Here is a 22,025-nt window from a genome sequence, read left to right on the forward strand (position 1 = left end):
AGCTTCTATCCAGTTGAAACTTCCGAATCGAGGTTTTTTGACTGCAGGTTATATAGATGGCTGTGAGAGGATCTTGGAAAAGCTTTCCCTTTCTTTCACCAAGCGAGTTCAAATTGAACTTTTTTCCCTTCGACCGCGTTGGGGCCAACCCAAAGAAAGAATCGGCCCCCTTCAATTTTTCTTTTTCCTTCAAAATCTACGAAGGCAAAATCAGAAGGAAAAAGGCTGAATTTTACCTTTTGTTTTTCGCCAGGATTGAGAAAAATTTTTTTAACCCCTTTCAGTTCTTTTAGGGGCCTGGAAATAGAAGCTACAGCATCCCTAATGTAAAGCTGAACGATCTCTTCACCTGCCTTCTCCCCGCTATTTTCTATTTCCACGTAAACTTCCAAGACGTCGTCAGGACCAATCCTTGTATGATTGAGCGTGGGAAAGCCGTAATGGAAGCTGGTATAACTGAGCCCGTAACCGAAAGGGAAAAGAGGAGATATTTTTTGATCCAGGTAGCCGGTAGAGGGTATAGACCAACCGGAGGGTCGTCCCGTGGGCAGATGGCTGTAATAGATGGGAATTTGACCTACAGATCGGGGAAAGCTGATGGGCAATTTCCCAGAAGGATTGGAGAAACCAAAAAGAATTCGTCCTAAAGCATTTCCCGTTTCTGACCCTAAGAACCATGCTTGAATTATTCCCTTGACCCGGTAAAAAAATGGGGACAAATCCAACGGCCTGCCGCTGAATACGACCATGATAACGGGAAGTCCGATCTGCAAAAGGATGTCGATAAGTTTTTGCTGTGCCTTGGGAAGTTCAAGAAAGGCTCTTGATGCTGCTTCTCCTGACATGCTCGCTTTTTCACCAACGGCAACGATGATGACCTCTGCTTTTTTGGCCATCTCTAGGGCCTGCCGCAACTCTTCCTGAGATGAAGTAAAAAAATCACACCCCCTGGCCACGGCGATTTTTACCCCTAAAGGAGCATGGGCTTTCATTCCTTCGGCAAGCGAAACGACTTGTTGAGGGTCGCCTATTCCAGGCCAGGGGCCTAAATGTTCTTTCTGTTCTGTGCCGAAAGGCCCAATTAAAGCTATGGTGCGAATAGAAGGGGAAAGGGGAAGAAGAGCGTTTTCATTTTTAAGAAGCACAACGGAGTTGATTGCCGCTTCGAGGGCGATCTCCCTGTTGGTTTTAATGATGGCCTGCAGGTTTTCTTTATTCGGTTCCACCTGGGGAGAGCGGACGGAAAAGAGTCCTAGTTTATGCTTCAAGGATAAAACCCTTAAAACAGCCTGGTCGATCGTATCGATCTGGACCTTTCCTTCGAGGACAAGTTCTTTGAGGTACTTTAAGTAAAGTCCACTGGCCATATCGATATCAATCCCAGAATTGATTGCAATCTGGGCTGCCTCTTTTTCATTTTCGGCAATGCCGTGATGAACGAGTTCTTTTACGGCATTCCAATCGCTTATTACCGGTCCTTTAAAGCCTATCTCCTTTCTTAATAGGTCTTTTAGCAAGTAGGGATTGGCTGCCGGGGGCAACCCGTTGATCGCTACAAAAGCAGCCATCGTAGAGAAAGACCCCGTTTTGAAAGCTTCTAGAAAAGGAACCAAGTAAATTTCTTTAAGCTGCTTCAAGGAAACGTTAGCCGAATTATAATCTCTGCCCCCTTCGACCGCTCCATAGCCGACGAAATGCTTGGGACAAGAAGCCAGGAGACTAGATGAAGAAAGAGCATTTCCCTGGAATCCTTTGATCCAACCGGCACATAAAAGAGAGGCCAGGTAAGGATCTTCCCCTGGGCATTCCGCCACTCTTCCCCATCTCGGATCCCTGGTTATATCGAGCATTGGCGCAAAAGTCCAGTGGATACCGTAAGAACGGGCTTCTTGGGCCGATCCCCGAGCGATCTTTTCGACAAGGGAAGGATCCATGCTCGAGGCTAAGGCTAAAGGAATGGGAAAAAGGGTTTTAAATCCATGTAAAACGTCGAAAGCGAAAAGAAGAGGAATTTTTAACCGACTTTTCCTTAAAGAAATCTCCTGGGCTTCCTGGATCTGTTCAGGATCAGAAATATTTAAAAAAGATCCTACATGGCCTTTTTCAATAAGAGTTTTGAGTTCGTGATCTAAAAAATCCCCTTTGGGAGGGAGTTGGACGAGTTGTCCAATTTTTTCTTCCAATGTCATCCGGGAAAGAAGGGCAGTAAGGGTTGGCTCTTCTTTTGCCGTCCAGGAGCTCATTGCTTAAAACAGGAAGAATTTCATGATAGAACAAAATCAGGAATTTACAAGATCACACTGATCCAAGAGCCCGGGAAAAGAGAATAAATTTAAAGCTGTAGAGAAGCTCAATGGGTGTATGCGCGATTGATAATGGAGGAAATAGAATGAAGCTAAGGAGAATAAAATCGGCTCCTCAATTGCATCTGCCCTTGTAAGGCGAAGGAGGAAGCTCACGGCTTTTTGAACAGCCGCAAACGAACAGCAAAACCGGGCCAGAGGGGACCTATCGCTGAAACGATATTTTTAAGGGCTACCTGGATAAAATGACGTCTTGATGAAGAGAAGATTCTCCTTTTCCTTCAGCTTTCCTCCATTTCCAGAGGAGAGGACAACCCCTGAAACAAAAAGCTTGCCGAAATTGTTTTTCGAGAAATTTTTGATAGGTTTCCTTTATACAGTTCGGATTGTTGACAAAAAGGATAAAGGTAGGGCAAGGAGAACCGCCTGAACCCTCTTTGTCGTAAATCTGCGTGGCATAATAAATTTTAAGCCTTTTTCCCTGGACTTGTGGAGGGGGATACTGGTTCAAGGTCTCTTGGAAAAATTGGGTAAGCCGGTGAGTGGGTATTCTTTTTTTCCTTTCTTGATCAACACGAAGAAGGGTAGAAAGAAGGGTCTTAAAATTCCATTTTTTTTCTGCACTGACAACGACTACCGGAGCATAACTTAAAAAAGGGAGCTGCTCTTGGACATACAACATCCCTTTTTTATTTCCTTCTTTGAGGTTCAACCGATCTTCTAGGAGGTCAATCTTGTTAAGGATAACCATGCAAGGCTTAAAAGCTTTTTGAATTAAGCCTCCGATTTTCTTGTCTTGGAGAGTGATCCCCTTCTGACCATCGATAATAAACCACACCAAGTGGGAACGGTTAATGGAATGAACTGTTCGACCCGAAACCTTAATTTCCAAGCCTTCCTGTAGCTTGTTTTTTTTCTTTAGTCCCGCTGTGTCAATAAAGGTAAATGGAACGCCGCAAACCTCGATTCCCACCTCCACTGCATCATGGGTTGTGCCCGGTTCTTCGTGAACGACAAGACGGCTTTCTCCGATGAGGCTGTTGATGAGAGAGGATTTTCCCGCATTCGGTTGACCGATCACGGCGATCCGGGTTGAAGGAGCAAAAATAGGGTTTTCTCTCTCTTCGGCTCCCAGGGAAAAAATCTTTTCGAGGAGTTGATTGATGCCTAAGTTGTGGGCGGCGGAAACGGCAAAGATTTCTTCAAAACCCAGGTTGGCAAACTCCGCGCAGAAATGTTCCATCCCGGGATGATCAAGTTTATTGACGACGACAGTTACAGCTTTGTGCTTTTCTCTTAAAAATTTTGCTATTTGCTTGTCTAAGGGGAGCAGCCCGGTTCTACCGTCTACAACAAATAGGATGTGATGGGCTTCTTCGACGGCCATGCTGATCTGATCGAAAAGCGATTTTGCTAGATCGGTTTGACAATCAAATACCAGCCCTCCGGTATCGACGAGGACGATTTCTTTGCCCTCCTTTTTTATGCAGCAAACAATTCTATCTCGGGTTACTCCGGGCTGGTCATAAACCAAAGAGATTTCCTTCCCACACAGTCGGTTAAACAACAGAGACTTGCCGACGTTTGGTCTTCCCACTATGGCTATGGTTTTCATCCCGCAGTCAAATTACCCTTTTTTAGGCGTTGAAGGTACAGAACGACCGACTTGATCAAGAATATACTTTATGCCTCTGAAAAAATAAACCAGGGTTGAAGCAATAACAAACAGGGCACACAGGTAGACCGAGATCGCACTGAGGAAAGAAGTTCCCAAAAGAGAAAACCCGATAAGGGTAAAACTGGCAAAGGTAGCGACTTTTCCTGTCCAATGGGGGTGAATTTCTATCTCTTTATGGGTGGCTTTGAAATAAAGGAGGCCAAGGAGAAGAAGAAGATCTCGAGAAGCGATTAAAAGAGGAAGCCAAAGGGGAATTTTCGCTATTTTAGAGGCATTGATTGTTGCCAGGGAAAAGAGCATGACAAAAAGAAGAAGTTTGTCTGCAAGAGGATCGAGTATAGCGCCAAGCTTGCTTTTTTGACCGCAGTTTCTTGCTAGGTAGCCATCCAGGCCATCCGATAAGGCGGCCAGAAGGAAAAAAATGAAGGATCCCACTCTTAACTTTTCGTCTGGTTGATTCATCTCGTCGCCCTTTTCGTATTGGGCCAGAAAAGCGAGAATCAAAGGAAGAGAAAAGATCCTAAATAAGGTGATCCAGTTAGCAGGAGTCATTGCTTTCATTCTTTTGGACCAACTACCTTATATAATCTATTCAAAACCTTCTGCTTTCCCAATACTTCCAACATCGGGTAAAGACTGGGGCCAACCGTTCTTCCTGTGAGGGCTACCCTTAGCCTGTGAATGTAATCGGCTGTCTTTCTCCCCATTTTTAAGGAGAGATTTTTGATGATTGCTTCAAGCTCTTTTGCCTGGAAAGAAGAGACCTCTTCCAAGTAAGGGAGAGCTTCGCGGAGGATTTCCTTGCCTTTGTCATCGAGGTATTGTTGAACAACGGCCTCATCGTATTGTAGAGTATCACTCAAGAGGGGTTTCATCCACTCGACGAGTTCTTTGCCGGTTTTGACTTTCTCTCTAACTATTCCCACCGCCTGTTTTAAGAATGAACAATCGGTATTCTGGTCGATTAGTCCCGCTTTTTTCAGCCAGAAGAAAGCATGGGGATAGAGTTCATCCAGCGGCAAAGAACGCATGTATTCTCCATTGATCCAAAGCAGCTTTTGATGGTTAAAACGGGCATTGCTCCGGTGGATTTGCGGCAGGTCGAACTTGGCGATCGCCTCCTCGATCCCAAAAATTTCCCTGTTTTCTTTTAGAGACCATCCCAGTAAACAGAGGTAATTACGAAAGGCCTGGGGCAGAAATCCTTCGTCGATATATTCTTGGACAGAAGAACCCTTGTCTCTTTTACTCATTTTTGTACCACTGGGATTTAGGATAAGGGGGATATGAGCATAAAGAGGAGGGCTCATCCCTAGGGCTTCAAAAAGGGCGATATGTTTGGGGGTGTTCGAGAGATGATCTTCTCCTCTAATAACGTGGCTGATTTGCATTTCTAGATCGTCAACCACATTAACCAGATGAAAAACAAATGAGCCGTCTTTTCTACGGATCACAAAATCCTTCTCTAGGCTACAGTCAAAATAGATGTCTCCACAGATTAAGTCAGAAACAATAATCCTTTTCCTAGGCATCCTAAAGTAGACGGCCTCATCTTTGATATAAGCAAGCTCTTTGGCGATTAACCGGTTGCAGTACTCATTGTAGATTTCTTTCCTTTGACTCTGAAAATAGGGGCCAAATTGTCCTTTTGAACTGCCATCGGGCAGAGGTCCTTCATCCCAGTCCAAGCCCAACCAGCTAAGATTGTCAAAAATAACGGATAGAGCTTGTGGGGTATTTCTACTCTGGTCTGTATCTTCGATTCTTAAGATGAATGTGCCTTTAAAGTGTCTTGCATATAACCAGTTAAAGAGGGCGGTGCGGGCACCTCCAACGTGAAGAAAACCTGTTGGAGATGGAGCAAACCGCACCCTTGGAATCATTTTGTTCATGAAAGTCCTCGAAAGTAATTTAAGTTCATATGAGTTAATGATTCAACTCAAGTTATTAGGATAGAGAGTTTATCTTTTTTCCATCGATTTGAGGGATATTCCCGATTCGACTTTACTTTAATAAGCGATGTAGCCGCTGGAAAAAGTGACTACCGAGCTGTCCCTGCCTTCAAACCATTGTTCGTAATAAGTTCTTCTCAATGAAACTTTCTGGTCCTTGAAAATCTCCATCGTTAGGGCGATGGCGCCAACGCCATCGAAAAAACGGATATTTTTTTCTTTTTGAAGATGGCTTATAAAACCTTCAAAATTTTGTTCTTCGACATGTCTCCAGAGTTCTTTTTCCCATAAATCCGTGTTTTTAAGCATTTCTTCGGTTACTTTGAAAGGATGGCCGAATCTTGGCCCTATGTGGCATCCATCGATACTGAGGACCAGGCCAACCTTCTTTTTGTAAAAAGAGAGAATTTCTCTAAGGATGGATGCAAGCTTTTTCATCCTGAGGAGCTCTTCCCGCCCGTTGTCGTAAATGATCAGTTCATGTAATCCTCCACACAGAACGGGCAAAAAACATAACGGTTTTTGGATGCCCATCCAGTAACGTAAAGCTTGCATAAAAACGATGGGAAATTCTATGGAATGTTCTTTTTGATGCGCCAAAGGATCGGTCAGGCAAAAGTCGACTTTTCTATTGATCTCCTCGACAAGGTCTCTTTTGTTATAGGCTCTTCCTAGGGGGGTGATGTAATCCCTGGGATCAATGCTCCATTCGATGCGGCTGTGATGGCCGACGCCAAGGAGGATAAAAAAGTCAGCTTCGGCCATGGAGAACCATGGAGAAAAAGCATAAGTATAAGCCTTGGGGCTAACTTGAAAATCGATGTGAGGAGCCAAGATGGCCAAGGTTTCCTTTTTTTCTCCAGCAGTCAACCTTTCTTTGGGCCAGGAACAAGCCCCAGGAACTTCAAAAAAGGACCGAAAATGCTTTAGGCATGCGAGAGCATCCGAAGGATATGAAAATCCATGACAGCTGGCATAAATGGCACGATTTTGCATATCGATGTTTTCTAAGTTCATCACGATGAGTTGCTCAGGTTAAATAGAAATTGAAGGTTTTTAAGGGTCTCGTCAAATAACCGTCCCATGGGGGACTACTCCATCCTTGGGGATAATGACGATGCCATCCCTAATATAATAAAACTCCCCATCGTAATTTTGAGGTTTGCCCTCGGGAGAAATTTTTACGTTGTTACCAATTCGGCAGTTCTTGTCAATGATTGTCTTTTCAATTGTAGAGTGGCTGCCTATTCCTATTCTTGGCAAACCATGGCCTTCAGCAGCAAGAGCCTGGCTTTCGGTTTCATAATAATCGTTACCAAGCAGTACCGTATCCTTAAGACAAGATTGAGGCTGCACAATGCTTCTTATTCCTACGAGGGAGTGAACGATTTTTGCCCCAGAGATAATACAACCTTCAGCAATAAGGGAATTTTGAATCTCGGCATTAAGAATTTTCGATGGAGGTAGATATCGAGGACGGGTAAAGATGGGGAAGTGGCTATCGTAAAAGTCAAAGTTGGAATGGAGATCACACAGATTGAGATTAGCTTGGTAAAAAGCGGAAATTGTTCCGATGTCTTCCCAGTAGCCTGGATAAATGTAGGAATAAACGCGGTGAGAACGGATTAAAGAAGGAATGATGTCTTTACCGAAATCCGGCTCAGAGCCCATGAGAGCATTGGAAAGGGTCTTTCGATTAAAAACGTAGATTCCCATCGAGGCAAAGAAAAAAAATCGGTCTTTAGGGAGGTGATAAAGACTCAAGAAAGGGTCGTTAATGGAAAATTCCTTGAGGACTTCTTTCTCTTTAGGTTTTTCAACAAAAGCGATTATTCTTTTTTCTTCGTTGACCCTTAAGATACCTAGAGAAGAAGCCTGTTCTATAGGCACCGGCGTAATCCCCACCGTTACATCGGCACAAGTCTCGATATGTTGTTCGATCATGACCCGATAATCCATTTTATACAGTTGATCTCCGGCCAAGATTAAGACCATGTCATGGGGATGACTACTGAAATGGATAAGATTTTGCCTTACAGCATCAGCGGTTCCTTGATACCAATAGGCTCCTTTAGGAGTTTGTTGGGCAGCAAGAATTTCGACGAAACCTTGGGAATAATCATCAAATCTATAGGTTTGCTGGATATGTCGATGCAAGGAAGAACTGTTGAATTGCGTTAGTATAAAAATTCTTCTTAATCCGGAGTTAATGGACAAGCTTATGGGAATATCCACAAGACGGTATTTGCCGGCGAGGGGAACAGCAGGCTTGGCTCTTTCTTTGGTCAGGGGGAAAAGTCTTGTTCCTGCCCCTCCTCCCAGAATAACGGTGACGACATCCATTGGGGAAAACGAAAAAAGATGGGATCTATTCATAATGTTTGATATTTACTTTGATTTTATTTAAAAATAGCGCAATATGTGTGGAATTTTTGCATACCTGGGGAAAAAGGAAGCCCAGCCGATCTTGCTTGATGGGTTGAAACGGTTGGAGTACCGGGGATACGATTCCAGCGGCATTGCCATTGCCGATGGAAAAAGAATTGAAGTAATCAAAAAAAAGGGGAGAATTGCCGATCTTGTTCATCTTCTCAATTCCAAGCAACTGCACGGTAGGTTGGGAATAAGTCATACCCGCTGGGCTACTCACGGCATTCCCAGCGATGAAAATGCCCATCCCCACTTCGATCAATCCCGTCGGCTTTCTTTGGTCCATAACGGGGTTATTGAAAATTACCAGCTTTTAAAGCAAAGATTACTCAATTTCGGACATAAGTTTCAATCAGAAACGGATACAGAAGTTCTTGCCCATCTTATAGGCTATAATTATGAGCTGGAGGAAGCAGAAAGCGATCCCCGCCAAAGGCTGATTCGTGCCCTGAAACGGTCGCTTAAGGAGATCAGTGGAACCTATGGCATAGCATTAATTCATGCCGATGTGCCTAACTTGCTTCTAGGGGCGAGGCGTGGCAGTCCTTTAGTTCTAGGCATTGGCAATGAAGAGTTTTTCTTGAGCAGTGATGTTACGGCTATTTGTCCTTATGCCCACAGGGTTGTTTACCTCAACGACGGGGACCTGGTTGCCATCTCCCCCGAGACTTTTGACATCCAATCCTTAAATAAATCCAATAATGGGTTTGAGATCAGGGATGTTGATCAATTGGAAATGACGGCCAGTCTTAAAGGCTTTCCCCATTACATGCTCAAAGAAATCTATGACCAGCCTGAGGCGATTAGAAATGCATTTCGTGGGCGCTTGATTCATGAAGAAGCCACAGCCAAGCTTGGCGGCCTTAATATGAGTCCCCAGGAACTTTTGAGAATCGAAAGGATTCAAATCATTGGATGTGGGTCTGCAAGACATGCAGGGATAGTGGGGGAGTACCTCATTGAATCTCTTGCCCATGTTCCTGTTGAAGTGGAATTTTCCAGTGAATTTAGGTACAAAAATTCTCCCCTGGATAGGCATACCGTGGTTTTTGCGGTGAGCCAGTCGGGAGAAACCGCCGATACCCTTGCGGCGGTCAAAGAAGCAAAGAGGAAAGGTCTAAAGGTCTTGGGTATCTGTAATCGCGTCGGCAGTTCCATAGCCAGGGAAACAGAAGGGGGAGTTTTCATGCATGCCGGACCGGAAATCGCCGTTGCCGCGACTAAGTCTTTTAGTTCCCAGGTTCTGATTTTTTCTCTGCTTGCTTTGTTATTAGGAAGGTTGAGATTTCTTTCTGCTAGAGAAGGACATGAAATCGTTGAGGCGATCGAAGCTCTACCCGATCAGGTAACCGAAGTGCTCAAATTGGATTCCCAGGTAGAGCAGTTAGCCAAAAAATATGTTCAATGCCGAAGATTTTTGCTCTTTGGCCGACAGTTCCAATATGGGGTTGCCTTGGAAGGAGCTTTGAAGATAAAAGAGATTTCTTATTGTTGTGCGGAGGGCAATCCATCGGCGGAATTAAAACATGGCATCATAGCCTTGATCGATAAGACTACACCGAGTATTTGTCTCTGTCCAAGGGATGGGGTATATGACAAAAATATCAGTAACATGGAAGAAATAAAGGCAAGAGGAGGTCCTCTCATCGCCATTGCAACGGAAAACGACGAACAGGTTGCCCGGATCGCTGACGATGTCTTGTACATTCCCAAGGCTCCAGAGTACTTGTCCCCGATACTGACGGTCATTCCGCTCCAGTTGTTTGCTTACCACCTGGCTATTTTACTGGGAAGAGACGTGGATAAACCAAGAAACTTGGCTAAAAGCGTAACGGTGGAATAAGGTTCAGTCTTCTTCGCCGACCCGCCTTTCCAAGAGATCGACTACCGATTCATGGATTTTTTTGTTCTCATAAAGTATTCTATAAATTTCATCGGCGATCGGTTTTTTCTGTTGGGCAAAGAGCCTACTTTTGTACACGGAAATCGTCGTGGGCAGCCCTTCGATGACGGTTGGTTCCATGGCGGTTGCTTCATTTAGAGAGACACCCGAAGCAAGCCTTGCTCCCAGTCTGAAATTTCGGCTTTTCATGCTGCTTGCCGTAAGCAACAGATCTCCTACCCCGCTGAGGCCGAAAAACGTTTCCGTTTTTCCCCCGGCAGCCGTCCCCAGTCGTGTCATTTCAGATAAGGATCGAGTCAAAAGAGAAGCGTGAGCATTTTCTCCCAGCTTCAATCCATAGCAAAGACCACCGGCAATAGCATAGATATTTTTGAGCGCTCCTCCTAGTTCTACACCGACCAGATCGGTTGAACGATAAACCCGAAATCTTTTAGAATGAAAAATATTTTGAAAAAATTTTCCCAAGTTTACTTCTTCAGCGGCAACGACCGAGGCTGCTGGAAGGCCAGCAAGGATTTCTTCAGAAAAATTAGGGCCGGAAAGTGCCCCAACGATTGCATCCTTCCAAACATCCTTGATGATTTCACTGGCTCTTTTCCCCGTGCCTATTTCCAGTCCTTTACTCAAACTGATGACTGGGCAACGCGGGGAGGGAAAACGAAAGAGAGTTTCTCGAATATGCTGAACGGGTAGGGCGACACATAGGCAGTCAAGCTTTGCTCCCCAGCTAGTGTCCGTGTGGTGAAAACCAAGGACTTCGTAGTTGTTTTCTTCAAGCAGTTTTTTAATCGTTATCCCCCACCTGCCTTGGCCAAGAATACCGATCTTCATTTATTTTGTTTTTTGTTTTGAAAACTTTAGTTTTGGTTCGGTGCCCGCTAGAATTCTTTTTATGTTTGATCGATGTCTCCAGAGAGCAAGACAAGATGCGGCAATAGAGAAGAAGAAAAAGAGAGGACTTTCAGGATAAAGTAAAAAAGTAAACAGGGGAAATAATAGGGCAACGCAGATAGAACTTATCGAAACGATACGGGTTAAAAAAAAGAGGGCTACCCAAACCACAACCAGAAAAATAAATACCTTGGGCATGAGAGCGGAAAGTACGCCCGCCGAAGTGGCGATGCCCTTTCCTCCCCTGCCTTTGAGCCAAGGGGTGAAATTATGACCGAGAATAGAGAAAAGGCCGCAGAGAAGGGCAAAAAGATCCAAAGAAGTGGGGCTTAGACCGAAACGCCAGTGAACGACAATAAAAACGGGTAAAAACCCCTTGAAAAAATCAAGTATAAAAACAACAAGAGCCCATTTCCATCCCAGTATTCTTCCGACATTGGTTGCTCCGATGTTTTTGCTGCCAAGCTGCCTAATGTCTACTCCCTTGGCTTTTCCAATTAAAAATCCAAAAGGGATAGAGCCCAACAAAAACGAAAAAAGAATGCCACCTAAGAGTAAAAAAGGAGACAGAAGAGAAGAACTCATAACTTCATGATAATAAAAGCTCTAAAAGAATGTCTTGTGAATCAAAACTTGGTTTCATAACCAGCAAAAGGGGTCATGAAAAACTTCGAGGAGTTAACTCTATGGCTTTTTGTCTTAAAGCATGATCGACGAGGACGAGCTTGGTCATGGCTTCGACTATGGGTACGGCCCGGGGAAGAACACAAGGATCGTGTCTGCCTCTAGCCCGCAAGATCACTTCTTCCCCATCTACACTCACCGTCTGCTGTTCTTGGGCAATGGTAGCCACGGGTTTAAAGGCTACGCGAAAATAGAGATTTTCCCCGTTACTTATTCCTCCTTGTACCCCCCCGCTCCAGTTTGTTTTCGTCCTCACCTTATTTCCTTCCATGTAAAAAGGATCGTTATGTTCCGATCCCCTCATTAGGGCTCCCCGAAAGCCCGATCCAATTTCAAACCCTTTCGAAGCGGGAAGACTCAACATCGCTTTTGCCAGATCCGCTTCGAGTTTGTCAAAGACCGGTTCGCCTAATCCTACGGGCATTCCCCGGACAATACATTCGACAATTCCCCCTACCGTATCACCTTCTTTTTGTGCCCTTTCGATTTCTTTCAAAGCTTCTCCAAGATTCTCTGCATTAGGCCACCTCAGGATATTCGATTCGACATCTTCCCGGGTAACGGTATTAGGATCACACAAAGATTTTAGCCCGTGCACTTCGGATACCCAGGCGATGACCTCTATTTCAGGATAAAGGAATTGTAGGACTTTCCCTCCAACCGCCCCTCCTGCAACCCTACCAATTGTTTCCCTTGCCGAAGACCTGCCTCCCCCCTGCCAGTTGCGTATTCCATATTTGGCTTGATAGGTAAAATCGGCGTGGGAGGGCCTATAAATCTTTTCCATCTCGGCATAGGCTTCAGGACGGGCATCCTCGTTTTTAACCCAAATCATTATGGGGGTACCTAAAGTCATTCCATTAAAGGTTCCAGAGAGGATCGCCGCTATGTCTCTTTCTTTTCTTTGCGTTGTAATTTTGCTTTGACCGGGTCTTCTCCGGTCGAGCTCTTTCTGGATATCTTCTTCGCTCAGGGGGATCCTTGGAGGGCAACCATCGATCACTACACCTACTCCTTTGCCATGGGACTCTCCCCAGGTCGTTATACGAAATAAATGTCCGAAAGTGTTGGGCATAGAATGAGCCGTTTTATCTTAAATTAAAGACAGCCGTTCTTTTCTCGTTACCGGAAGCCAGCTTTTTCCCATTTCATGATGAAATACCTAGAAGAATAAAATAAGGGTAAAATCCAAATCAAACAAGATCGCTCATTTTTGAATTTTTCTTTATAGATAGACAGAAGAGGACGTATGGGCTTTCTCTTTAGCTTTTTCTTTTTCTTTGGAGGGAGAGAACTATAATTAAAAAGAAGAAAATTTTTGATCTATGCTTAGGCATATTGTTCTTGTGGGAATGATGGGAGCAGGGAAAACAACTGTGGGCTTGTGGCTTTCAAAAGCAAAATCGATTCCTTTTTATGATCTGGACCAGTTGATTGAAGGAAAAGAAAGGGCAACCATTCCCGAAATTTTTGCTTCCAAAGGCGTCGAATATTTTAGAGAACAGGAAAGGGAAATAGTTAAGCAGGTTGCCTATTCTTCTCCTGGCATCGTGGCCACAGGAGGAGGCACTCTACTCAACCCTTCTAACTTGTGGCTTCTGAAGCGCTATGGACGGCTTTTTTATCTGCAAGCTTCCTTGGATCTTTTATGGACGAGGTTAAAAAATAAAACCGATAGACCCCTGCTTTTAGGGAAGGAGCCAAAAGTTATCCTTGAAAAGTTGTTAAAAGAAAGAGAAGTCCTTTATAAGCAAGCCGATATCGAGATTGCGGTTGATGGGAGAACAGTCGAAGAACTTGGAGAACTTTTATGGAGCTATTGGGAAACAATGGAAAAGACAGATCCTCGCTGAAAAGTCTACGCGTGGGCTTTATTGGACCAGGGAAAATGGCAAAGGCCATTCTCCATGGCCTGACCTTCGATGCGGAAAGGCAGTGGCTTAGCAATGGAGTTTGGGTTGCCGGCCGTTCGCAACGGAGCCTTGATTTATTTGTCAAGGGTTTTGATAAAGAAAGCCTTCAACTCACCTTGGATAATAGCGAGCTGGTCAAGAATACAGAGCTTATTTTCTTATGCGTCAAGCCTTTTCAAGCAGAAGCCGTCCTGGAGCAAATAAAATCGCTGGCTGAAGATAAAATGATTATTTCGGTGGTTGCCGGGCTGTCTTTAAAGAAAATCAAACAAATTATACCCCGCTGCCTGGTTGTTCGAACGATGCCCAACCTTGCTTGTCAAATTGGCAAAGGGATCATCCCTTTTGCCTTGGAAAAGGAAGATGTTCAACGAAACAAGGGGATTATGGATCTTGTCCATTTCATCCTTTCGCCCTTGGGACACCCTTTGCCGATCAGCGAGGAGTTGATGCCGGCGGTTACGGCGTTGACGGGTTGTGGACCCGCTTATGTTTGTATGCTCTTGATAGCTCTTATCGAAAAGGCCAAAGCCTGTGGGTTTTCTGAAGTCCAGGCTAGTCAACTCATTGAAGATATGGCTTTTGGCACTGTTTTATTACTCAAGGAAATGAACAAATCCCCTCATACACTGCTTTCAGAGGTCAAGACCCCGGGAGGAATTACCGAGGCGGCTGTTCAATTCCTGGTTCGGAGGGGTTGGGAAGATATTTTAATAGAAGCGATCGAAACGGCGAACAAAAAAGCCGAAGAGTTAGAATCCCATCTTTAACAAAAATCAATGCATCATGAGCCTATCCTTTTTTCCTATAACCAAGGAAATCTACGATTATGCCGTTTGCCACAGAAGCCATGGAACTGATCCTATCATGCTAGAATTAAGGAAGGCCACGATGGCCTTGGGAGATATTGCCGAGATGGCTATACCTCCGGAAGAAGAAAGCTTCCTTTCGATTATTGTTGCCGCTTCTAAAGCGGAAACGGCGATAGAAGTGGGCACTTTTACAGGTATTGGGGCTATGGCCATAGCCAGGGCTTTGCCTCCATCGGGCAAGCTACTCTGCTGCGAAATTAATCCCCATTGGATATCTATTGCCGCTCCGTTCTGGAGAAAAGCCGGCTTGGAAAATAAAATTGAAGTTCGAATTGGACCGGCGCTGGATACGATTCGCTCTTTAAGTAAAGAGAGCCGTTTTAATTTTGCTTTTATCGATGCGGATAAACAAAATTACGAGAACTACTATGAGCTGCTCCTTCCTCGGATAAAGGAAAATGGACTGATTATTTTTGACAATATGTTATGGAGGGGTAGGGTAGTTAGTCCTGAGCCCTCTGATAAGGATTCGGTTGCCTTGAGTCGACTAAATGATAAGTTGAAGGATGATCCGAGAATTGAATCTGTTCTTATTCCCATGGCTGACGGGATCGTCATCGCTAGGAAGAAAGGATAAACCATTATGATTTTCGACGTTCAAGATTTTCAAAAAGAAGTTATTGAAAGAAGCAAAACCAAACCCATTGTTGTTGATTTTTGGGCTGCTTGGTGTGGCCCCTGTCGAATGCTTTCACCTATCCTGGAGGAGTTGGCCGAGGAAGCAAAAGAAAAATGGGATCTAGCAAAGCTAAACGTGGATGAGTGGGGTGAAGTGGCCATGGCCTATGGGGTCAGTGGCATACCCGATGTCAGGATTTTTATTGCGGGTGAAGAAAAAGATCGTTTTATTGGTTTGCAGCCTAAAGCAGCTATACAGAGCTGGCTTGAAAAAAATCTAGGCCAAGAGAAAAAAAAGATAAAGTGGAAAGAAGCGATCGATCTCTTTGAGCAAGGCCGTTTTCATGAATCTTTCCTTGCTTTTGAAAGAGACCAGCAGAAGCCTGAAAATCCTCAAGAAAGCTTGATTTGTGCACGATTATTGCTTTTAGCCAATCCCCAAAAGGCTTTGGATGTTCTTCCCCCTTCTGCAGGATTAGAAGATCCTACTCTTTTCGAGGCGATAAAGTTTTTGGCCCTTTTATTGCTTGGCAAGAGCACCGACGATTGGACGGATGGCAAGGAAAAAAGGGAATTTATGGAAGGGTTGGAAGCTCTTAAAAAAATGGATGTTGAAAAAGGACTCTCCATCGGGATTGGCCTTCTGCATCAAAACAAGAACGTGGGGGAAGGGTTGGTACTGAAAACCGTAAGGAGTTTATTCCATTATCTTGGTCCCCGCCATCCGCTTTCTCTTAAATATAGTCGAGCCTTTTCTACCGCAGTCAACATCTAGGGTTGGCCCTTTCAATCCACCGGTTCGATATGCACGACGACATCGGTTATTTTGAGCGAGCTTGAAGAGCAGAGCTTATCTTTGACCTGGTGTCCAATAGTATGTCCTTCTCTAACCGTAATCGAACCAGAGACGACGACATGGATATCCATAAGCAGTCCTTGTCCGCTCTTGCGAATGCGGCATTTTTCTATCTTCACCACTCCCGGAACTTCTTCTGCCAAGTTTCTTATTTTCAGTTCAATACTTTTGGATGGGGCTGTATCCATGATTTCTAAAAAAGAAAGCCGAAAAAGATGGATGCTATTCCAAAAAATTAAAGCCGCCGTTGCGAGAGCAGCAAGACTGTCCGCCTGCTTCCAACCCGTAATTACGGCAATAAGAATTCCAAAAAACGCGGCCAGAGAAGAAAAGGCATCGTAACGATGATGCCAGGAGTCGGCGAGCAACACAAGGCTGCCTGTTTTTTCGCCCAACTTTTTAAATATTCGATAAAGGATTTCCTTGCTTACAATAATGAGACTCAAAATCGGTAGAGTATAGAGAGAAGGCAAAGGGGAAGATTGGCCTAGGTTTCTTAGTGCTTCGAACGATACCCAAACGGTCAAAAAAATCAAAAAGGTGGATAGAGCCAAAGCGGCGATAGGATCAGCCTTTCCGTGGCCAAACGGATGATCGGGATCGGGTGGCAGCTGGGATATTTTTATGCCCAGCCATACAAGAATGGATGAGCCTATGTCGGCAACCGATTCTATGCCGTCGGCGATCAATGCAGAAGAATGACCGATCAAGCCGACAGAAATTTTACCAAGGGCAAAAAGGCAATTGATAAAAAGGCTGAGGAAAATAAAGCGGCTGAGGTTGATTTCTTGGGAAGAGCTCATGGACGATAAAAAACGCATTAATATTCAATCGAGCTGGAGCATCTTACAAATATTTTTCTCTTTCGAAAAGAAGAGTAAAAGTTGAATTTAATGAAATTTTGTTTTTAGAAAGAAAAGGAGTATGGTATAAAAGTTATAACTTTTTAATACTGAAGGAGGTAAGGCAATGAAAAAGTTTCTAGCGGTGGCATTGTTAGCAGCGTTGCAAGGTTCTTGGCTGTTTGCTGCTGAAGAGGTTACTGTTAAAGGGGAGCTTGTCGATCTTGTCTGCTACATTGATCATGCGGCACAGGGAGAAAAGCACATGAAATGTGGCCGGACCTGTATTAATGCGGGACTGCCTCCGGGTTTGAAAGGAGAGGATGGAAAGCTTTATATGCTTGTTGGGGAACATAAGCCTTTGAATAAAGAGGCGGCAAAGTATGCGGATAAAAAAGTGACGGTGAAAGGAAAACTCGTCAGCGCAGAAGGGTATCGTTTGATCGAAGATGCTGAAATCATTCCTTAAAAGGTTTTGGTTTCCTTTCAACTAGAAACGGTGGGTTCTTTGTAGGGTTTGAGCAGTTGATTGATTAGTTGATTTTATATTTTACCTCGCATTGGCTGCCCTAAAAGGCCCTACGGCGAGGTCCGCCGGAAGTTGCACCTGCGAAGAGGAAGGCTCTGGCTTGGGGCACAAGCCTTGGCTGCATCCGCATCGAGGAAGCAAGAAGGCATTTTTTCCCTTTTCGAGCAGGAATGAGCAGGTCTGACGGAACGGTCGTAGGAGACTTTTGGGTTTTTTAGAGGTGAGCTTGTTTGCTTGGGTGGCCTGTGTTTTCAAAGCAGCCCTTCCCTTCTCTCCTTGTTTTTTTAAGGCTTTGTTAATCTAGGTTTTTCCCACAAGCCTTGGAAATTTAAATGAGCTATTTCTAGAGGGCAAGAGGTATACTTTCCCCTTTTTCTTGCTCGGAACGTTTGTTTTTTTCAAAGGGGATAGGAATAGACCTGAAGAGGGAGGATTCCTTCATGGGCTACAAAAGAAAAAAGGAAGGGCCAAAAATAATCGAGTGGTCCTTTGAAGGGATTAAATAAATAACCAAGAGTAACAAAACAGGAAAAAAACCGGGATTAACTTTCAAGGCGATGCCAAGATAATAAGGAAGCTACAAGTGGGTGAAACCAAGACCTGATTTTCAAACGATCTCCCCGGCTCCACAAGAAATAGGGCTTGGATAGCCAAGGGAAGCATCCTAGCTGTTGGAATTAACAAAAGGTTGCGGGATAAGAGAAAAGATTACGGAATGCTCTTTTTTGTAACTCCTCCCATGAGGAAAAATCTCCTGCATAAGGGGTATAAACCGGATAGACCGGTAAACGCAAGATATCGGACAGTTCTATATTATAATCATAGTCCGCAAACCGAGTAATCTCGAACATGGGGTATTCAGGATCAGGAATCGATCCGTCGGTTTTCAAAAGAAAACCAAACGGGGGATAACAGAGTTCGCTTTGGATTGAAAAACATCTTTTACGGGTATCGTATATTATGCAGCCTTGTTCACCGGATAACCGGTATAAGGGCCCTACCGTGTAAGAGGCAAAGAGCCGGATGTTGTCTGGCAACCCTCTTTTATTTCTGGCAAGCACAAACTTGACCAGGTAGTCGTGCCGGTCCCGAAAGCCGGGATCGTTGAGACTAAAAAACATAGTGATGATCTGCTTGAAAACAGGAAGGGGCTTGAATCGAAATGAAGCGGGAATTCTTTGCCCCCACTGGATCTTTCCTTTTGTGTTATCCAGAACCTCCATTGCCTGCTTAACGAATTTGACGTAATGGCTCCCATACCATGAACCGGTATTATTATTGCATTTCTCGCAAAGGGTATAGACTCCAAACCCATCCTTTTTTTCATCCTTGCCAATTTTCCCAAATTGAGTCCTGAGCAACTCCTCAAGCTTGATCTTTAAGATCGGATCGCAATTAAAGGCCGATTTTGGGGGAACATGCTCGAACGATAATTTCCTTTCTTTACCACAAATTCTGCAGCGACCAATGGGAGCGTTCATTTGAAGAAGATGGATGATACTACCTCAAGACATTGCATTTTTATAACTTATATTCAATTTGGAACCTTTAAAACTAAAAAGCTCACTGCCAATGATTTTGAAGAGCGAGCTAAAAAATAAGGGAGAAGATCGAAGAAGGGTTTTGGTCAAGCTAGGGTTGTTTTTTATCCCGGTAGGCCGGGGGAAGATCCTTGCCTGTCAATCCCAGCCAGAGGGCTCTATTAAACCGCTCGGGATGGAGACGGTCTTCCCGACTGAAATCTTCATCCGAAAACAAGGTTTCCCAGAAGGATGCATTATGTTGCAAACTTTTCGTAGTTGTTTTACGGGGAATGGGCAGATCGGTTTGATGCAACACTTCGGGAACGACCGCCGTATAAGACCAGGTTTTTTGTTTAAGATCAAAGATGTTGGTCATGGGTAGGGAAAATTGGTCAAAGACGGATAATGAATCGAGCCCGAGGATTTTCTCAATCGTTTTGACGAGGTTAACCGTGGTGTATCTTGTAGAAAGAGTGATCCCCTGTTTGACAAAAGGTCCAATCACAAGGGCTATGCTTCTATGGGCATCAACGTGATCCACGCTGTTTTGGGCATCATCTTCGACGACAAAAATCAAGGTATCCTCTTTGTAAGGACTATTGGCGACTTTTTCGACGAGCAATCCTAGTGCGTAGTCGTTATCGGCCATCTGTGTTTCTACGGTGTCGACTTTGTCTATGCTCTGGCCGAACATCCCGAAATGATCGTGGGGAAGCCTGACGAGTTCCAAGGCAGGAAGGTTTTTATTTTTTACAAACTCATCAAACTCTCTTTCCCATTCCTTGAATCTCCAAAAATCGGGATATTTCATATCAAATCCCCGATAGTAAAGATCACTTACCTTGGCCAATGAAGGCTTGGTAGGGAAAAATTGAACGATGCTTTCTTTGTAAGGAAGCCTAGCAGGAGGAATAAATGCGGGGTGATCTTTGGGGAGGTGGTACCTGGTGACATCCCCAAAAAAACCGTAGTTCCGCACGGTAATCCCTTTTCTTAAAGCTTCATCCCAAAGATAGCCAAGACCTGTTTCTCCTTCTGGACTATCCGGAGCTGAAATATCGCTTTTACCCGGCAGGATGTCGGGATCGTTGGGAAGAAAAGGATCGGATTTTCTCCGGGCTTCCATATTCTCTTCTCCAACATTGATGTTTCTGTTCATTCCCTCCCAGTCATAGGTAAGACCGCGGCCGCTGTAATGCAGAGGAACGGTTTTTTCCGTTATGTCCAAGTCTCTAGCCGCCGTACTCCATAACCAACCATTACCACTGACCTCCCCGCTATCGAAAAAGTTATCCAAAAGAACAAATTGGGTAGCCAATTTCCTATGGTTCGGCGCATAGGGGGCTAAAATTGCAAGGCTAGGATCGCCGTTGCCGGATTTTAAATCTCCAAAAAGCTGGTCATACCCCCTGTTTTCTTTAATGACATAGATGACATGATGCACCAGGCCATGAAGCTTGTTGAAGAACATCTGCGTTTCCTTGGAGAGGGAAAAAAGGTTGTTGTTTTCGAATACCGTCTTTGTCAACATGCTGTAAGAGAGAGGCTTGGGTCGGGGAAAGCTTAAAAGGGTCGAACTCGACTTTTGAAGGATATATTGATTTTTGGAAAGCCATTTTTTAAAAAAATCGCTATTTAAAATCGCTGGTTTTTCCCATTGTTCGTTGTTCGGACCGTATTGGCTTTTGGCATTGCTGACATAAATCCATTTGCCATCTGAACGGATAGCCACCGCAGAGGGATACCATCCTGTGGGGACCAGGCATAAAAGCTCGGTCTTGGTTTGGGGGCTTTTAACTTTAGATGTCCCTTGATCATAAGGACTAAGCTTGATTACGGAAAGACAATTCATTCCCCCGTTGGTTACGTAGATGAATTTGCCTGAAGGATCCAGGGCAAGGTTGTTGGGAGATGCCCCTTTAAGAAGCTTAGCAGAAGAAATACCGATAGGGCTTACGGTAAAGATCGAGTCGATAATTTTATCGGATGTGGTGTCTATGATTGTCAGTCGATCCGAGTTATCTTCGGTAACGTAAGCTCGGTTCAAGGCAGGGTTGACCACGAGGCGGTTGGGTTGTCCTTGGAGGTATAACCGCCGGGTAAGTTTTAAAGTCTGGTTGTCCCAACTGACAACGTCTATTTCTCTATCTCTTAGGCTGCTTACATATATTTTATTATAGCCCGCCCAAGCAACGTCTAGGGGGTACTCTCCCCCGGCCGATCCCGAGTAACGGGGATCAATTTTGCCGGGGCGTAGATCCAGTTCCCCGATTTTCGTCCATTTTTCCAAGTCGATTAAACTGATGGAATCATTCGTGAAGTTCGCCGCAACCAGGAATTTTCCGTCCGGGCTCACCCTTATGCCGGCAACTACAGGCTTTACGTCTATGCCGTTGCCCTTTGAATGATTAAGGTAAAGAGGAGGGCGAGAAGGGGACCAGTTTTGTTCAAAACCCCTAAAAGCATATATTGCATCGTCCATTCCACCAGATACGTAAAACTCTCTCCCATCCGGATTCCAATCAATGCCCATGAAAGAATTGGAGAGACCCACTACGGCCAGTTTCCGGGGATATCCATAAGAAATGTCGTAAATAAACACCCTCTGCTTAGAAAGATCGGGGTTAGGTTTGCCCCCTGGATCAAAATACTTGTTATATCCGCTCGTAAGCAGAAGGAGGGTATCTTCGCTGGGGCTGATGGCCAAGGATATCGCCCCGGAGATGGGTATTTCCCCTTTATCTGAATCGATATGGAGATCCTCTACCTTAAAGTCGGGGATTTCCGAAAAGTTGATCCGCACTCCCGTAGGGATAGGACTGGGGGTAGAGGCCTTTTTTGCTTGTTGGCCAAAAAGATGAAAAGAAGATAAATAAAGAGAAAGACAAAAAATCAAAATGATGTTCGGATTAGACATTCCAGGATTACATTAGCTATTATGTAAAGAAGATATTTTGAAACCATTATCCCTTTTAAAGGACGATTGGAGCAAGCAAATTCTTTTTCGATTCAATTTTGTTTTTTCTTTCTT

18 protein-coding genes are annotated in these 22,025 nt (G+C 44.4%); 6 read left to right on the top strand and 12 right to left on the bottom strand.

Going from position 1 to position 22,025, the window contains the following annotated elements:
• Positions 1–95: 95 nt before the first annotated feature.
• The 6 genes from MINF_RS00780 to MINF_RS00805 all read right to left on the bottom strand — a co-directional run bounded on the left by MINF_RS00780 (position 96) and on the right by MINF_RS00805 (position 8,309).
• Positions 96–2,243 (bottom strand): glycoside hydrolase family 3 N-terminal domain-containing protein, encoded by a 2,148-nt coding sequence (locus MINF_RS00780; RefSeq protein ID WP_048810002.1) that lies wholly within the window; start codon positions 2,241–2,243, stop codon positions 96–98.
• Between the two features lie 292 nt (positions 2,244–2,535).
• Positions 2,536–3,918, bottom strand: coding sequence for a ribosome biogenesis GTPase Der (gene der / locus MINF_RS00785; protein ID WP_048810003.1), 1,383 nt, complete (start codon positions 3,916–3,918; stop codon positions 2,536–2,538).
• Between the two features lie 12 nt (positions 3,919–3,930).
• Positions 3,931–4,542: a CDP-alcohol phosphatidyltransferase family protein gene (locus MINF_RS00790; RefSeq protein WP_012462519.1), complete on the bottom strand. Its 612-nt coding sequence runs from the start codon at positions 4,540–4,542 to the stop codon at positions 3,931–3,933.
• Positions 4,539–5,873: a glutamate--tRNA ligase gene (locus tag MINF_RS00795; protein ID WP_012462520.1), complete on the bottom strand. Its 1,335-nt coding sequence runs from the start codon at positions 5,871–5,873 to the stop codon at positions 4,539–4,541. The genes MINF_RS00790 and MINF_RS00795 overlap by 4 nt, the downstream gene beginning before the upstream one ends.
• 117 nt (positions 5,874–5,990) lie before the next feature.
• Positions 5,991–6,950 carry an AmmeMemoRadiSam system protein B gene (amrB, locus tag MINF_RS00800; RefSeq protein WP_238523569.1) on the bottom strand — a complete coding sequence of 320 codons (960 nt, stop codon included), beginning with the start codon at positions 6,948–6,950 and terminating at the stop codon, positions 5,991–5,993.
• A 51-nt stretch (positions 6,951–7,001) separates the two neighbouring features.
• Entirely contained in the window at positions 7,002–8,309 is a 1,308-nt protein-coding gene (locus MINF_RS00805; RefSeq protein ID WP_048810004.1) for a glucose-1-phosphate adenylyltransferase, read from the bottom strand.
• Between the two features lie 43 nt (positions 8,310–8,352).
• Here MINF_RS00805 and glmS point away from each other — a divergent pair, with 43 nt between their 5' ends.
• Positions 8,353–10,206: a glutamine--fructose-6-phosphate transaminase (isomerizing) gene (gene glmS, locus MINF_RS00810; RefSeq protein WP_012462523.1), complete on the top strand. Its 1,854-nt coding sequence runs from the start codon at positions 8,353–8,355 to the stop codon at positions 10,204–10,206.
• A gap of 3 nt (positions 10,207–10,209) precedes the next feature.
• On the opposite strand, the gene MINF_RS00815 is transcribed toward glmS, so the two are convergent.
• The 3 genes from MINF_RS00815 to aroC form a co-directional block, all read right to left on the bottom strand.
• A complete protein-coding gene (locus MINF_RS00815) occupies positions 10,210–11,097 on the bottom strand; it encodes an NAD(P)H-dependent glycerol-3-phosphate dehydrogenase (protein ID WP_012462524.1) in 888 nt (295 codons plus the stop codon).
• Positions 11,098–11,742, bottom strand: coding sequence for a glycerol-3-phosphate 1-O-acyltransferase PlsY (gene plsY, locus MINF_RS00820; protein WP_012462525.1), 645 nt, complete (start codon positions 11,740–11,742; stop codon positions 11,098–11,100).
• Positions 11,743–11,815: 73 nt separating this feature from the next.
• Positions 11,816–12,916 (bottom strand): chorismate synthase, encoded by a 1,101-nt coding sequence (gene aroC / locus MINF_RS00825; protein ID WP_012462526.1) that lies wholly within the window; start codon positions 12,914–12,916, stop codon positions 11,816–11,818.
• A 250-nt stretch (positions 12,917–13,166) separates the two neighbouring features.
• Between aroC and MINF_RS00830 the strand changes: the two genes are divergently transcribed.
• From MINF_RS00830 to trxA, 4 genes are read left to right on the top strand one after another with little or no spacing between them, the layout of a single operon-like run.
• Positions 13,167–13,694 carry a shikimate kinase gene (locus tag MINF_RS00830; protein WP_012462527.1) on the top strand — a complete coding sequence of 176 codons (528 nt, stop codon included), beginning with the start codon at positions 13,167–13,169 and terminating at the stop codon, positions 13,692–13,694.
• Positions 13,652–14,524, top strand: coding sequence for a pyrroline-5-carboxylate reductase (gene proC, locus MINF_RS00835; RefSeq protein WP_012462528.1), 873 nt, complete (start codon positions 13,652–13,654; stop codon positions 14,522–14,524). Before MINF_RS00830 ends, proC begins: the two co-directional genes overlap by 43 nt.
• 16 nt (positions 14,525–14,540) lie before the next feature.
• Positions 14,541–15,203 (top strand): O-methyltransferase, encoded by a 663-nt coding sequence (locus MINF_RS00840; RefSeq protein WP_012462529.1) that lies wholly within the window; start codon positions 14,541–14,543, stop codon positions 15,201–15,203.
• Between the two features lie 6 nt (positions 15,204–15,209).
• Complete coding sequence (trxA, locus tag MINF_RS00845; RefSeq protein WP_012462530.1) at positions 15,210–16,019, top strand: thioredoxin; 810 nt, start codon at positions 15,210–15,212, stop codon at positions 16,017–16,019.
• An 11-nt stretch (positions 16,020–16,030) separates the two neighbouring features.
• Here the strand turns inward: trxA and MINF_RS00850 are convergent, their stop codons facing one another.
• Positions 16,031–16,903: a cation diffusion facilitator family transporter gene (locus tag MINF_RS00850; protein WP_012462531.1), complete on the bottom strand. Its 873-nt coding sequence runs from the start codon at positions 16,901–16,903 to the stop codon at positions 16,031–16,033.
• 166 nt (positions 16,904–17,069) lie between these two features.
• Here MINF_RS00850 and MINF_RS00855 point away from each other — a divergent pair, with 166 nt between their 5' ends.
• Positions 17,070–17,411 (top strand): hypothetical protein, encoded by a 342-nt coding sequence (locus tag MINF_RS00855; protein ID WP_012462533.1) that lies wholly within the window; start codon positions 17,070–17,072, stop codon positions 17,409–17,411.
• 737 nt (positions 17,412–18,148) lie between these two features.
• Here the strand turns inward: MINF_RS00855 and MINF_RS10845 are convergent.
• Both MINF_RS10845 and MINF_RS00870 read right to left on the bottom strand, forming a co-directional pair.
• Positions 18,149–18,952, bottom strand: coding sequence for a hypothetical protein (locus MINF_RS10845; protein ID WP_012462535.1), 804 nt, complete (start codon positions 18,950–18,952; stop codon positions 18,149–18,151).
• A 151-nt stretch (positions 18,953–19,103) separates the two neighbouring features.
• Positions 19,104–21,911, bottom strand: a complete 2,808-nt coding sequence (locus tag MINF_RS00870) for a bifunctional YncE family protein/alkaline phosphatase family protein (protein ID WP_012462537.1) — start codon at positions 21,909–21,911, stop codon at positions 19,104–19,106.
• Positions 21,912–22,025 lie beyond the last annotated feature (114 nt).

The organism is Methylacidiphilum infernorum V4 (assembly GCF_000019665.1).
In the GTDB taxonomy this organism is placed as follows: Bacteria; Verrucomicrobiota; Verrucomicrobiia; order Methylacidiphilales; family Methylacidiphilaceae; genus Methylacidiphilum; species Methylacidiphilum infernorum.